Annotated in this window: 13 protein-coding genes; 9 read left to right on the top strand and 4 right to left on the bottom strand. The window is 75.6% G+C overall.

The annotated features are described in order from the left end of the window. Nucleotides 1-88 precede the first annotated feature (88 nt). From PKC53_RS05065 to glcF, 7 genes are all read left to right on the top strand, one after another. A complete protein-coding gene (locus tag PKC53_RS05065) occupies nt 89-1,327 on the top strand; it encodes an FIST N-terminal domain-containing protein (protein ID WP_324426964.1) in 1,239 nt (412 codons plus the stop codon). Continuing rightward, on the top strand, nt 1,324-1,881 hold the full coding sequence (locus PKC53_RS05060; protein WP_324426962.1) for a GNAT family N-acetyltransferase: 558 nt from the start codon (nt 1,324-1,326) through the stop codon (nt 1,879-1,881). The genes PKC53_RS05065 and PKC53_RS05060 overlap by 4 nt, the downstream gene beginning before the upstream one ends. A gap of 132 nt (nt 1,882-2,013) precedes the next feature. Further along, nucleotides 2,014-3,513, top strand: a complete 1,500-nt coding sequence (locus PKC53_RS05055) for an FAD-linked oxidase C-terminal domain-containing protein (protein WP_324426960.1) — start codon at nt 2,014-2,016, stop codon at nt 3,511-3,513. A gap of 138 nt (nt 3,514-3,651) precedes the next feature. Further along, nucleotides 3,652-4,737, top strand: coding sequence for a glycolate oxidase subunit GlcE (gene glcE / locus PKC53_RS05050; RefSeq protein ID WP_324426958.1), 1,086 nt, complete (start codon nt 3,652-3,654; stop codon nt 4,735-4,737). Nucleotides 4,738-4,749: 12 nt separating this feature from the next. Then, nucleotides 4,750-5,100: a CidA/LrgA family protein gene (locus PKC53_RS05045; protein ID WP_324426956.1), complete on the top strand. Its 351-nt coding sequence runs from the start codon at nt 4,750-4,752 to the stop codon at nt 5,098-5,100. A 9-nt stretch (nt 5,101-5,109) separates the two neighbouring features. After that, on the top strand, nt 5,110-5,823 hold the full coding sequence (locus PKC53_RS05040; protein ID WP_324426954.1) for an LrgB family protein: 714 nt from the start codon (nt 5,110-5,112) through the stop codon (nt 5,821-5,823). A 10-nt stretch (nt 5,824-5,833) separates the two neighbouring features. Further along, nucleotides 5,834-7,093 (top strand): glycolate oxidase subunit GlcF, encoded by a 1,260-nt coding sequence (glcF, locus tag PKC53_RS05035; RefSeq protein WP_324426952.1) that lies wholly within the window; start codon nt 5,834-5,836, stop codon nt 7,091-7,093. A gap of 82 nt (nt 7,094-7,175) precedes the next feature. On the opposite strand, the gene PKC53_RS05030 is transcribed toward glcF, so the two are convergent. Beyond that, nucleotides 7,176-7,802: a LysE family translocator gene (locus tag PKC53_RS05030; protein WP_324426950.1), complete on the bottom strand. Its 627-nt coding sequence runs from the start codon at nt 7,800-7,802 to the stop codon at nt 7,176-7,178. A gap of 69 nt (nt 7,803-7,871) precedes the next feature. Between PKC53_RS05030 and PKC53_RS05025 the strand changes: the two genes are divergently transcribed. Next, entirely contained in the window at nt 7,872-8,858 is a 987-nt protein-coding gene (locus PKC53_RS05025; RefSeq protein ID WP_324426949.1) for an MDR family oxidoreductase, read from the top strand. A 73-nt stretch (nt 8,859-8,931) separates the two neighbouring features. Next, nucleotides 8,932-9,288: a hypothetical protein gene (locus PKC53_RS05020; protein WP_324426947.1), complete on the top strand. Its 357-nt coding sequence runs from the start codon at nt 8,932-8,934 to the stop codon at nt 9,286-9,288. Nucleotides 9,289-9,397: 109 nt separating this feature from the next. Here the strand turns inward: PKC53_RS05020 and PKC53_RS05015 are convergent, their stop codons facing one another. From PKC53_RS05015 to glpD, 3 genes are all read right to left on the bottom strand, one after another. After that, nucleotides 9,398-10,360: a DMT family transporter gene (locus PKC53_RS05015; RefSeq protein WP_324427084.1), complete on the bottom strand. Its 963-nt coding sequence runs from the start codon at nt 10,358-10,360 to the stop codon at nt 9,398-9,400. A 79-nt stretch (nt 10,361-10,439) separates the two neighbouring features. Continuing rightward, on the bottom strand, nt 10,440-11,267 hold the full coding sequence (locus PKC53_RS05010) for an AraC family transcriptional regulator (protein WP_324426946.1): 828 nt from the start codon (nt 11,265-11,267) through the stop codon (nt 10,440-10,442). A 46-nt stretch (nt 11,268-11,313) separates the two neighbouring features. Beyond that, entirely contained in the window at nt 11,314-12,870 is a 1,557-nt protein-coding gene (glpD, locus tag PKC53_RS05005; RefSeq protein WP_324426945.1) for a glycerol-3-phosphate dehydrogenase, read from the bottom strand. Nucleotides 12,871-12,892: the final 22 nt, after the last annotated feature.

Genomic DNA, 12,892 nt, shown 5'->3' with positions numbered 1-12,892 from the left:
CTCACGCGCGCCGACCGATCCCAGCGGCGCGGTCGGGCATCGCCACGCCGCGCGCGACAGCCGCGCGCGACTGTCGCACACTGCACCGATGCGCTTCTGGCACGCCCACGCGACGCACCCCGACTGGCGCATGGCGCTGTCGCTGGCGCTGGCGCAGATCGATGCGCAGCGCCGCCGCGGCGCCGCGGCGCCGACGCTGGGGCTGCTGTACGTCACCGACCACTACGCAGGCGACGCCGAAGCGCTGCTCGACGCGCTGCGCCGGCAGTGGCCCGGCGTGGCCTGGGCCGGCACCGTGGGCGTCGGCGTCGCCGCCGGCGGCGTCGAGTACATCGACGAACCGGCGCTGGCGCTGATGCTTGCGGCACTGCCGCGCGAGCGCTTGCGCGTGTTCTCGGGCGCGCAGCCGCTGGGCGCGTTCCCCACGCACACCGCGCTGGTGCACGCCGACGGCACCACGCCCGACCTCGGCGAGCTGATCGGCGAGCTCGCCGATCGCACCGCCTCGGGCTACCTGTTCGGCGGGCTGGCGTCGTCGCGCGGCGCGGTGCTGCAGTTCGCCGACGGCGTGCTGCGCGGCGGGCTGTCGGGCGTGGCGTTCTCGCGCGACGTGCCGCTGCTGTCGCGCGTCACCCAGGGCTGCCAGCCGCTCGCGCCGGCACGCCGCGTCACCGCCGCCGAGCGCAACGTCGTGCGCACGCTCGACGGCGAGCCCGCGCTCGACTGCCTGCTGCGCGACCTCGGCGCCGACGCGAACCACCCGCGCGCGGCGCTGGCGAGGATCCGCGCGACGCTGGTCGGCCTGAGCGACCCCGAGTCCGATGCCGCGACGCCGCGCCGTGCCGGCCTGTTCGGCGTCGACACGCGCGTGCGCCACCTGGTGGGCATCGATCCGGGCGAACGCTCGATCGCCGTGGCCGACCGCGTCGAGCCCGGCATGCGGCTGGCGTTCTGCCAGCGCGACGTCGCCGCCGCGCGGCGCGACCTGGTGCGCATCTGCACCGAGATCCGCGAGGAGCTGAGCCCCGACACCGAGCCGGCGCGCGCCGAGGGAGCGTTGCCGGTCGCCGCCCGCGCGCCGCGCGCGCGCCGGCGCAGGGCCGCGGCGCCGCCCGACGCGGCCGCGCGCATGCTCGGCGCGGTCTACGTCAGCTGCGCCGGGCGCGGCGGGCCGCACTTCGGCGCACCGTCGGCCGAGTTGCAGATCGTTCGCCGCGCGCTCGGCGACGTGCCGCTGGTGGGCTTCTTCGCCGGCGGCGAGATCGGCCATCGCCACCTGTACGGCTACACCGGCGTGCTCACGGTGTTCTGCGACGCACCGGTGTGAGCGGCGGGGTCGAACTGGTCGGCGCGCGCGTGCGTCTGCGCCCGTGGCGGGCCGACGACCGGGCGCCGTTCGCGGCCCTCAACGCCGACCCCGAGGTGATGCGCCACTTCGTCGCGCCGCTCACGCGCGAGGCCAGCGACGCGTGGGCCGAGCGCATCGAAGCCTGGATGGCTGCGCACGGCTGGGGCCAGTGGGCGCTGCAGACCCCCGAGCTGGCGTTCGCCGGCTTCGTCGGGCTGTCGACGGTGCCCGAGCACATCCCGTTGCCGGCCGCGCTGTCGCGCCCGGCGCACGAGATCGGATGGCGGCTGGCGCGCGGCGCCTGGGGCCGCGGCTACGCCAGCGAAGCGGCGCGGCTGGTGCTGGCGTACGCGCGCGATGTGCCGGTCGCACCGATCGTGTCGTACACCGCGTCGGTGAACGGGCCGTCGCAACGTGTGATGCAACGCATCGGGCTGGTCGAGGTGGCGCGGTTCGAGCACCCGCGCATCCCCGAGGGCCACGCGTTGCGCGCGCACGTGCTGTACGCGCACGCGCCCGGCGCCGGCGGCTGAGGTCGATTCCCCGCCGCAGCACAAAGCGGTTTTGACGCCGGCGACGGCGGCGTGCACGCGGCACGCGCTAAAGTGACTTCGCCGTGGCCGCCGCCACCGCGCCTGCCCGCCCCTGCCGCCGAGGAGCCCGCGATGAACGCCCCCGAACCCGCTGCCGCGTCCGCCGCCGACCGCGCGGCGCGCCAGTCCGAGGTGGTCGCGGCGCTGCAGCGCGAGCTGCCGGCGCACGCGCTGCTGTGGCACGGCGAGGACACCACGCCTTACGAGTGCGACGGGCTCACGGCCTACCGCCAGCGCCCGCTGGTGGTCGCGCTGCCCGAGACCGAGGCGCAGGTCGCCGCGGTACTCAAGGCCTGTCACCGGCTGGGCGTGCCGGTGGTCGCGCGCGGTGCCGGCACCGGGCTGTCGGGCGGCGCGCTGCCGCACGCGCTGGGCGTGACGCTGAGCCTGGCCAGGTTCAACCGGATCCTCGAGGTCGACCCCGCCAGCCGCACCGCCACCGTGCAGTGCGGGGTGCGCAACCTGGCCATCAGCGAGGCCGCGGCACCGCACGGGCTGTACTACGCGCCCGACCCGAGCAGCCAGATCGCCTGCACGATCGGCGGCAACGTGGCCGAGAACTCGGGCGGCGTGCACTGCCTGAAGTACGGCCTGACGGTGCACAACGTGCTGAAGCTGCGCGGCTTCACCGCCGACGGCGAACCGGTCGAGTTCGGCAGCGAGGCGCTCGACGCGCCGGGGCTGGACCTGCTGGCCGCGGTGATCGGCAGCGAAGGCATGCTCGCGGTGGTCACCGAGGTGGTCGTCAGGCTGGTGCCCAAGCCGCGGCTGGCGCGCTGCATCATGGCCAGCTTCGACGACGTGCGCAAGGCCGGCGACGCGGTGGCCGCGGTGATCGCCGCCGGCATCATCCCGGCGGGGCTGGAGATGATGGACAAGCCGATGACCGCCGCGGTCGAGGACTTCGTGCACGCCGGCTACGACCTCGGCGCCGAGGCCATCCTGCTGTGCGAGAGCGACGGCACGCCCGAGGAGGTGGCCGAGGAGATCGACCGCATGCTCGGCGTGCTGTCGGGCGCCGGCGCCACGCGGCTCGAGGTCAGCCGCGACGAGGCGCAGCGGCTGACCTTCTGGAGCGGGCGCAAGAACGCGTTCCCGGCCAGCGGGCGCATCAGCCCCGACTACATGTGCATGGACAGCACGATCCCGCGCAAGCGCCTGGCCGACATCCTGCAAGCGATCCAGGCGATGGAGACGAAGTACGGCCTGCGCTGCGCCAACGTGTTCCACGCCGGCGACGGCAACCTGCACCCGCTGATCCTGTTCGACGCCAACGACCCCGACCAGCTGCGCCGCTGCGAGCTGTTCGGCGCCGACATCCTCGAAACCAGCGTGCGCCTGGGCGGCACCGTCACCGGCGAGCACGGCGTGGGCATCGAGAAGCTCGGCTCGATGTGCGTGCAGTTCAGCCCCGGGGAGCTCGAGCAGATGCGCGCGCTCAAGCGCGCCTTCGACCCCGCCGGGCTGCTGAACCCGGGCAAGGTCGTGCCCACGCTCGCGCGCTGCGCCGAGTACGGCAAGATGCACGTGAGCAAGGGCCTGCTGCCGTTCCCCGAGCTGGAGCGGTTCTGATGGTCCCCCCCGTAGCGCCTTCGGCGCCTTCCCGCAGGGGGCGCCGCCAGCGGCCCGGCGCAGCCGGTTGCACGGCGGCCGCTGGTTCGCGTACGAGCAGGGTGGAGACCACGTCGCAAGACGCGCGGGAGGCATGAGATGGACCAGGCCCTGGCACGCCTCGTCGACCAGGTGCGCACCGCGCGATCGCAGGGCACCGCGCTCGACATCCGCGGCGGCGGCACCAAGGCGTTCTACGGCGGCGTGCCGGCGGGCGAGCCGCTGGACCTGCGCGAGCTGGCCGGCGTCAGCAGCCACGAGCCCAGCGAGCTGGTGGTCACGGCGCGTGCCGGCACGCCGCTGGCCGAGCTCGAGGCCGTGCTCGCCGACCAGGGGCAGTGCCTGCCGTTCGAGCCGCCGCGCTTCGGCGCCGACTCGACGGTGGGCGGCATGGTCGCTGCGGGGCTGGCCGGCCCGGCACGCGCCGCGGCCGGCGGCGTGCGCGACTACGTGCTCGGCGCGACGATGCTCAACGGCCGCGGCGAGGTGCTCACGTTCGGCGGCCAGGTGATGAAGAACGTCGCCGGCTACGACGTCTCGCGCCTGCTCGCCGGCTCGCTGGGCGTGCTCGGCGTGATCTGCGAGGTCTCGCTGAAGGTGCTGCCGCGCCCGCCGGCCACCGCGACGCTGCGCTTCGAGCTGGACCAGGCGCAGGCCATCGGCCGGCTCAACGAATGGGGCGGCCAGCCGCTGCCGCTCAACGCCAGCGCCTGGTGGCGCGGCACGCTGGCGCTGCGGCTGTCGGGCGCGGCGGCGGCGGTGCACGCGGCCGCCGAGCAGCTCGGCGGCGAGGCGGTCGATCCGGCGCTGGCCGACGCGTTCTGGAACGGGCTGCGCGACCAGCGCGACGAGTTCTTCGCCGCCGCGCGCGCCGCGGTCGACGCCGGCGCGACGCTGTGGCGGCTGTCGCTGCCGCCGACAGCGCCGCCGCTGGCGCTGGCCGGCGACCCGCTGGTCGAGTGGGGCGGCGCGCAGCGCTGGCTGGTCACCGACTCGCCGGCCGACACCGTGCGCGGCGCCGCGGCCGCGGCCGGCGGCCACGCGACGATGTTCCGCGGCGGCGACCGCGCGGGCGGCGTGTTCGCGCCGCTGTCGCCGGCGCTGGCGCGCATCCACCGTGAGCTGAAGGCCGCGTTCGACCCCGACCGCGTGTTCAACCGCGGCCGCCTGGTGCCCGGGCTCTGACGCGCGCCGACGATGGATGCGCTGCGGGGCCTGGCGTTGCTGCTGCTGTGCCAGTCGGCCGGCGAGGTGCTGGTGCGGCTGACGCTGGCGCCGCTGCCGGGCCCGGTGCTCGGGCTGCTGCTGCTGTGGGCGCTGCTCCACGTCGACGCGCTGCGCCGGCCGGTGCAGGCCGCCGCCGAGGTGCTGCTCGCGCACTTGTCGCTGCTGTTCGTCCCGGTGGGCGTCGGCGTCGTCGTGCACCTCGACCTGATCGCGCGCCACGGCGTGCGCATGGCGGTGGTGGTCGTGGTGTCGACCTGGGTCGGCCTCGTCGTCACCGCGCTCGTGCTGCGCGCGCTGCTGCCGCGCGCGCAGCCGGCCTGAAGGACCGCCGTGGAGGGTTTCGTCGAGCTGTGGGTATACCTGTCGGCCACGCCGCTGTTCGGGTTGACGGCGACGCTGGGCGTCTACGTCGTCGCGCAGATGGCGGCGCAGCGGCTGGGCCATCCGCCGTGGGCCAACCCGGTGCTGGCCAGCGTGATCGTGCTCGCGCTGCTGTTGCTGGTCAGCGGCACGCCCTACCCGACCTACTTCTCGGGCGCGCAGTTCATCCACTTCCTGCTCGGCCCTGCGGTGGTCGCGCTGGCCTGGCCGCTGTGGCAGCGCCGCACCGAGCTGCGCCGCCGTGCCGGGCCGATCGTGCTCGCCGCGCTCGCCGGCGGCGGCGCGGCGGCGGCGTCCGCGGTGGCGCTGGGCCGGGCGCTCGACCTGCCGCACGAGGTGGTGATGTCGCTGGCGCCCAAGTCGGTGACCGCGCCGGTGGCGATGGGCATCGCCGAGCGGGTCGGCGGCATCCCGGCGCTGGCCGCGGCGTTCGCGGTGCTCACCGGGCTGGTCGGCGCGGTCAGCGCGAAGTACCTGTTCGACGCGCTGCGGGTCGCGACGCCGGCGGTGCGCGGCTTCGCGCTGGGCACCGCATCGCACGGCATCGGCGCGGCGCGCGCGCTGCAGGTCGACGCCGACGCCGGCGCCTACGCCGGCCTCGCGCTGGGGCTGCAGGTGGTGCTCGCCGCGCTGCTGCTGCCGCTGGCGTTCCGCTTCTCCTGACTCCACCCCCATGCAGACCGCGCTTGCCGAAGAGTTCAAGTCCACCCGCGAAGGCCAGGCGGCCGAGGCGATCCTGCGCAAGTGCGTGCACTGCGGGTTCTGCACCGCCACCTGCCCCACGTACCAGCTGCTCGGCGACGAGCTCGACGGCCCGCGCGGGCGCATCTATCTGATGAAGCAGGTGCTCGAAGGCGCATCCGTCACGCGCAAGACCCAGCTGCACCTGGACCGCTGCCTGACCTGCCGCAACTGCGAGACCACCTGCCCCAGCGGCGTGCAGTACGGCCGGCTGCTCGACATCGGCCGGCGCGTCGTCGAGCAGCGCGTCGAGCGCCCGGCCGGCGAACGCGCGGTGCGCTGGCTGCTCAAGGAAGGGCTGACCTCGCCGCTGTTCGCGCCGGCGATGAAGCTCGGCCAGCGGGTACGCCCGCTGCTGCCGGCGGCGCTGAAGGCCAAGGTGCCGGTCGCCACCGCCGCGCGCCGCTGGCCGGCGCGCGAACACGCGCGCAAGGTGCTGCTGCTGGCCGGCTGCGTGCAGCCGGCGATGATGCCCAACGTCAACACCGCCACCGCGCGCGTGCTCGACGCCGCGGGCATCCAGACCGTCGTCGCCGACGGCGCGGGGTGCTGCGGCGCGATCCGCGCGCACCTGAACGACCACGAGGGCGGGCTGGCCGACATGCGCCGCAACGTCGACGCCTGGTGGCCGCACGTCGAGCGCGGCGAGGTCGAGGCGATCGTGATGAACGCCTCGGGCTGCGGCGTCACGGTGAAGGAGTACGGCCACGCGCTGGCGCACGACAGCGCCTACGCCGACCGTGCGCGGCGCATCGCCGCGCTGACCAAGGACCTCAGCGAGCTGCTGCCCGACCTGCTGCCGGCGCTGCAGGAGCGGCTGGCGCACGCCGCCGAGACCGCGGCGGCGCGGCGCGCCGGCCCGCCGCCGAAACGGCTGGCGTACCACCCGCCGTGCACGCTGCAGCACGGCCAGCAGCTGCGCGGCGGCGTCGAGCAGGGCCTGCGCGCGCTGGGTTTCGACGTGCAGCTCGCGGCCCAGGAGAGCCACCTGTGCTGCGGATCGGCCGGCACCTACAGCGTGCTGCAGCCGGCGCTGGCCTACCCGCTGCGCGACCGCAAGCTGGCGCACCTGGCGCCGCTCGAGCCGCAGGTCATCATCAGCGCCAACATCGGCTGCATCCAGCACCTGCAAAGCGGCACGCCGCTGCCGGTGCGGCACTGGGTCGAGGTGCTCGACGACGCGCTCGGCTGATCGCGCCGCGAGCCCGCGGCCGTTGTCCGGGCAACGGCGGCGCCGGCGCGCGAACGCCGCGCTCCTCGCGCGACCGACCCGCTCAACGCGACGCGATCAGCCGCAGCCCCAGGCCGACGAAGATCGCCCCGGCCAGCCGGTCCAGCCACAGCCCGGCGCGCGGGCGCGCCGTCAGCCACTGGCCGACCGTGCCGGCGAACCAGCCCAGCAGCCCGAACAGCAGCGCCGCCTGCAGCGTGAACACCACGCCCAGCGCGGCGATCTGCGTGGCCACGCCGCCGCGGTCGGCTGCGACGAACTGCGGCAGGAACGACAGGAAGAACAGCACCACCTTCGGGTTGATCGCGTTGGCCACCACGCCGCGCGCGAACAGCCCCGACAGCGACGGTGCGGCCGCGCCCGCGTCGCCGACGCGCACGCCGCCGCGGCTGCGCAGCGCCTGCACGCCCAGCCACACCAGGTACGCGCCGCCGGCCACCTTGAGCAGCGTGAACGCCAGCGGCGACGCGGCGAGCAGCGCGCTGACGCCGGCCACCGCCAGCGCGGTGTGGCTCAGGCAGCCCAGCGCGCAGCCCAGCCCGAACGCCACGCCGCGGCGGCGTCCCCGCGACATGCCGACACCGAGCACCATCAGGTTGTCGGGCCCCGGCGACACGGTGACGAGCACCGCGGCCGCGAGGAAGGCCAGCAGCTGTTCGGGCGTGAGCATGCCCCGATGCTATGCCAGCGCCGCGCGTGCCATGGGATCATGCACGGCCCCGCCCGAAGGAGAACGCCGATGTTCGAGGCCATCCTGCTCACGCGCAGCGACGACGGCCGCACGCACGCCGCGCTGACCGCGCTCGACGAGTCGGCCCTGCCCGATCGCGACGTGACGGTCGACGTCGCGTACTCGACGCTGAACTACAAGGACGCGCTGGCGATCGCCGGCCGCGGCGCGATCGTGCGCAGTTGGCCGATGGTGCCGGGCATCGACCTGGCGGGCACCGTCGCCGCCAGCCGCAGCCCCGACTGGCGACCCGGCGACGCGGTCGTCGTCACCGGCTGGGGCCTGGGCGAGAACCACTGGGGCGGGCTGGCGCGCAAGGCGCGCGTGGACCCCGGCTGGCTGCTGCGCATCCCGCCGCCGTTCACGCCGCGCAGCGCGATGGCCGTCGCCACCGCCGGCGTCACTGCCGCGCTGTGCGTGATGGCGCTGCAGCGCCACGGCGTCGCGCCCGGCGACGGCGAGGTGCTGGTCACCGGCGCGGCCGGCGGCGTCGGCTCGATCGCGCTCGCGCTGCTGGGCAGCCTGGGCTACACCGCGGTCGCGTCGACCGGCCGGCCGCAGGAAGCGGCCTACCTGCACCGCCTCGGCGCGGCGCGCATCGTCGACCGCACCGCGCTGGCGCTGCCCGGCAAGCCGCTGCAGAAGGAGACCTGGGCCGGCGTCGTCGACACGGTGGGCAGCCACACGCTGGCCAACGCCTGCGCGCAGACGCGCTACCGCGGCGCGGTGGCCGCGTGCGGGCTGGCGCAGGGCAGCGACCTGCCGGCGACCGTGATGCCGTTCATCCTGCGCGGCGTCACGCTGTACGGCATCAACAGCGTGCTGGTGCCCAACGCCGAGCGCGAGCAGGCCTGGGCGCTGATGGCGCGCCATCTCGCCGCGGAGAAGCTCGACGCGATGACGGTCGAGATCGGCCTGAGCGAGGCGATCGGCCGCGCGCCGCGCGTGCTCGACGGCCAGGTGCGCGGGCGCACGGTGGTCGACGTCGCGCGCTGAGGCGCGGCCGCAGCGCGTCGGCGATACCCTTGTCCGCCGGGGCCGCACGCCGGCGCACGGCAAGGAGGCAGCCATGGCCGGTTTCCCGAATCGGTGGCGCGGCGTCGGTGACGCGCTGGCGCCGGCCGACCGCGTCTCGCTCGACCTGTTCGTGCACCAGCGCGTCGACGAGGTCGCGTTCCAGGCGTTCGAGGGCTGGCGCACGATGAGCCTGGGTTCGCGGGGCGGCTTCCACACCGCGCTGCCGGCATTCCGCCGTGGCGCGTTCGTCACCGCGCACTTCGAGGGCTGGGCGTTGTACGCCGAGACGCTGGGCTTCGACCTGCGCCGCTTCCACGACGCCGTGCTCGGCCAGGGCGCGCTGCCGCTGCCGGTGCTCCAGCGCGTGGTCGACGACTGGATCGCCGCGCAGCGCGCCGGCGCACGATGACCGGCATCCTTTCCCGTTGCGCCTTCGGTGCGCCCGAGGGCGCCGGGGCCATGGGTGCCGTGTCGCGCGTGGCGCAGTGCACCGATGACAAGGCCGCGGCGCCTGCGGCTCAGGCCGGGTTCGGCGCGGCCGCCACCGGCCGCACGCGCAGCGCGATGACCACGCCGCCCACCAGCAGCGCGATGCCGGCCAGCGTCGCCGCGTCGGGTGCGCCGCCGCGCAGCGCGAGCGCGTAGGCCAGCGCGGCGAGCGTCTCGAACACGATCAGCTGCCCGGCCAGCGTCGTCGGCAGGCGCTGGCTCGCGGCGTTCCAGCACAGCGTGCCCAGCCACGACGCCAGCAGCCCGAGCGCGAGCATCAGCCCGACGAACAGCGCCGGCCGAGGGCCGAAGGGCATCGCGAACGCGCCGCCGCGCAACGCGTCGACGAGCCAGAACCCGGCGAAGCCCAGCGCCGCCAGCGGCAGCGTCGCCACCCCTTGCGCGGTGGCCCACACGGCGGGCGAGCGGTCGGGGTGCGCGCGCAGCCAGTCGGCGTTGCGCAGCGGGTACCAGGTCCAGCAGGCGACGGCGCCGACCGCCAGCAGCGCGCCCAGTGCGTAGCGGCCCAGGTCGGCCGCCGGGTCGGCGCGCAGGTGCGCCAGCTCGGCTTGGTTGACTAGCGCGATGCCGGCGCCGATCAGCGCCAGCGACGGCGCCAGCCGCCGCCACGGCAGGCGGCCGTCACGCTGCGCGTCGCGCAGGTTCGAGCTGACCGCGATGACCACCGGCAGCGTGCCGATGATCATCGTCGGCAGCGGTCCGCCGGCGTGCTGGATCGCGCTGGCGAGGAACAGGTAGTAGACGAGGTTGCCCACCAGCGCCAGCTTCAGCGCCTCGCGCCAGTCGGCGCGCGTGAGCTGCGCCAGCCGGCGGCGGTCGAGCGCGGCCAGCGGCAGCGCGATCAGCCCGAACGCCAGGTAGCGCGCGAAGCTCAGCAGCGCCGGCGGGTATTCGGCCAGCAGCAGCGGCGCGATGAACACCAGCCCCCACGTCAGGCCCGCGGCCAGTGCGAACGTGGTGCCGGTGATCAGCGCGGTGCGGTGGGGCATGGGGCGCGCAGTGTGCCGCGGCGCGGCGCGCGCGTCTTGTACCGGATTGCGGCGCGCGGCCTCAGCGCAGCCGCAGCTGGCGCTGGTACTGCGCCGGGGTCACGCCGTAGCGGCGTGCGAGGGCGCGCGTCAGGTGCGCCTGGTCGGCCAGCCCGACCGCCGCCGCCACGTCGGCCGGCGCCTCGCCGGCGGCGAGACGGCGCTGCGCGTCGCGCAGGCGCAGCGCCATCAGCATCTGCTGCGGCGTCGCGTGGTGCTGGCTGCGGAACGCGCGCAGGAAGTGGAACGGGCTCAGCCCCGCGACGCCGGCCAGCTCGGCCAGCGTCAGCCGCCGGGCCAGGTTCGCGTGCAGGTGGTCGATCACCGCGGCGAAGCGCGGCGCGGCCTCGGCGCGTGGCGGCTGCGCGACGCGCGCGTCGGCGCGGAACAGCTCGAGCACCTGCGCCAGCGCGCAGTCGAAGGCCAGCGGCTCGTCGGCGTGCCAAAGCGCGTGCAGCAGCGCGCCGGCCCGCGCGGCCCGTGGCGGATCGTGAACGGCCGCGCCGGCGAACCACCAGCCGCGCTCGCCGCTGACCGCCTCGATCACCGCGGGCTCGACGTAGAGCATGCGGTAGCGCCAGCCGCCGGCGGTCTCGGCGCGGCCGGTGTGCAGCTCGTCGGGGTTCATCGCCACCAGCGTGCCCGCCGGCGCCAGGTGGTCGGCGCCGCGGTAGCGGAAGCGTTCGACACCCGCGTCGATCGCGCCGAGCCCGAAGCCGGCGTGCGCGTGCGGCTCGAACGCGTGGCGCAGGATGTGCGCGCGGTACAGCTCGACGCCCGTGCGGTGCGCCGGGCGGCGGAACTCGGCGACGTCGGCCGCGTGGTCGAAGCGTTCGGGCACGACCTGCATGGGCGCGATGGTGACACGCGTCCCCCGCGCCGCCCACCCCGGACCGTCAGGCCAGCGCGCGCGCCACGCGTTCGCGCTGCGCCGGGTCGCAGCGCAACCCCAGCTTGCTGCGTCGCCACAGCACGTCGTCGGCGTCGCGGGCCCACTCCTCGCGCTGCAGGTACGCCAGCTCGGCTTCGTGCAGCCCCGGGGCGAGCTCGGCGCCCAGGTCGGACAGCGTCGCGGCGTCGCCCAGCACGCGCCCGATGCGGCTGCCGTAGGCGCGGCACAGGCGTCGTGCCAGCGACGGCGGCAGCCACGGCCGGCGCTGCAGCACCGCGGCGACGAAGCGCTCGAAATCGGTGTCGGGGCGCTGCGGCGCGCCGATGAACGCCGACAGGTCGCCGCCGGGCAGGAAGGCGCCTTCGGTCCACGGCCGGCGCGTGTCGCCGAGCAGGCGGCCGAGTTCGGTGGCGGCGTCCTCGGCGAGCTTGCGGAACGTGGTGATCTTGCCGCCCCACACGGTCAGCAGCGGCGCGCCGCCTTCGGCGCCGGTCTCGAGCAGGTAGTCGCGCGTGACCGCCGACGGGTCGCCGCTGGCGTCGTCGAGCAGCGGGCGCACGCCGCTGTAGCTCCACACCACCTGCTGCGGCTGCACCGGCCGGCGCAGGTAGCGGCTGGCCTGCGCGCACAGGTAGGCGGTCTCGTCGGCGTCGATGCGCGCGGCCGCCGGGTCGCCCTCGATCTCGACGTCGGTGGTGCCGATCAGCGTGTAATCGCCCTCGTACGGGATCGCGAAGATGATGCGCCCGTCGGGGTTCTGGAAGATGTACGCGTGGTCGTGCTCGAAGCAGCGCGGCACCACGACGTGGCTGCCCTTGACCAGCCGCAGGTGCCGCGTGGCCAGCGCCTCGCCGGCCGCGGGGCGCGCGACGCTGCGCAGGAAGGCCTCGGCCCAGGGGCCGGCGGCGTTGACCAGCGCGCGCGCGTGCACCCGGTGCTCGCGCCGCGAGGCGTCGCGCAGCGTCGCCGTCCAGCCGTCGGTGCCACGCTGCGCGGCCACGCACTCGCAGCGCGTCAGCACGGCGGCGCCGCGCTCGCGCGCGTCGAGCGCGGCCAGCACCACCAGCCGCGCGTCGTCGACCCAGCCGTCGGCGTAAACGAAGCCGCGCGTGAAACGCGGCTGCAGCGCGGCGCCGGCCGGGTGCGTGCGCAGGTCGACGCCGCGCGAGCCGGGCAGCACCTCGCGCCGTGCCAGGTGGTCGTACAGGAACAGGCCGGCGCGGATCATCCACGCCGGGCGCATCGCCGCGTCGTGCGGCAGCACGAACTGCAGCGGCCACATGATGTGCGGCGCGCTCCTGAGCAGCACCTCGCGCTCGGCCAACGCCTTGCGCACCAGCGCGAACTCATAGTGCTCGAGGTAGCGCAGCCCGCCGTGGATCAGCTTGGTCGACGCCGACGAGGTGTGCGACGCGAGGTCGTCGCGCTCGGCCAGGCACACGCGCCAGCCGCGCCCGGCCAGGTCGCGCGCAATGCCCGCGCCGTTGATGCCACCGCCGACCACCAGCACGTCGCAGCGCTCGGGCGGCGCGTCGGCAGGGGGCTGGGCGTGCGGGTTCAAGGCGGTGCAGGTGGGCAGGGCG

The organism is Azohydromonas sp. (assembly GCF_035325925.1).
Lineage (GTDB): Bacteria > Pseudomonadota > Gammaproteobacteria > Burkholderiales > Burkholderiaceae_C > Calidifontimicrobium.
Note: the sequence above shows the minus strand (reverse complement) of the source record. Positions and strands in the feature narration are given on the sequence as shown.

Bases quoted from the DNA above. Each gene is read 5' to 3' on its own strand.
- PKC53_RS05045 (WP_324426956.1), top strand. From the start codon at position 4,750: ATGGATGCGCTGCGGGGCCTGGCGTTGCTGCTGCTGTGCCAGTCGGCC.
- PKC53_RS05030 (WP_324426950.1), bottom strand. From the start codon at position 7,802: ATGCTCACGCCCGAACAGCTGCTGGCCTTCCTCGCGGCCGCGGTGCTC.
- PKC53_RS05055 (WP_324426960.1), top strand. From the start codon at position 2,014: ATGAACGCCCCCGAACCCGCTGCCGCGTCCGCCGCCGACCGCGCGGCG.
- PKC53_RS05010 (WP_324426946.1), bottom strand. From the start codon at position 11,267: ATGCAGGTCGTGCCCGAACGCTTCGACCACGCGGCCGACGTCGCCGAG.
- glcE (WP_324426958.1), top strand. From the start codon at position 3,652: ATGGACCAGGCCCTGGCACGCCTCGTCGACCAGGTGCGCACCGCGCGA.
- glcF (WP_324426952.1), top strand. From the start codon at position 5,834: ATGCAGACCGCGCTTGCCGAAGAGTTCAAGTCCACCCGCGAAGGCCAG.
- PKC53_RS05065 (WP_324426964.1), top strand. From the start codon at position 89: ATGCGCTTCTGGCACGCCCACGCGACGCACCCCGACTGGCGCATGGCG.
- PKC53_RS05020 (WP_324426947.1), top strand. From the start codon at position 8,932: ATGGCCGGTTTCCCGAATCGGTGGCGCGGCGTCGGTGACGCGCTGGCG.
- PKC53_RS05025 (WP_324426949.1), top strand. From the start codon at position 7,872: ATGTTCGAGGCCATCCTGCTCACGCGCAGCGACGACGGCCGCACGCAC.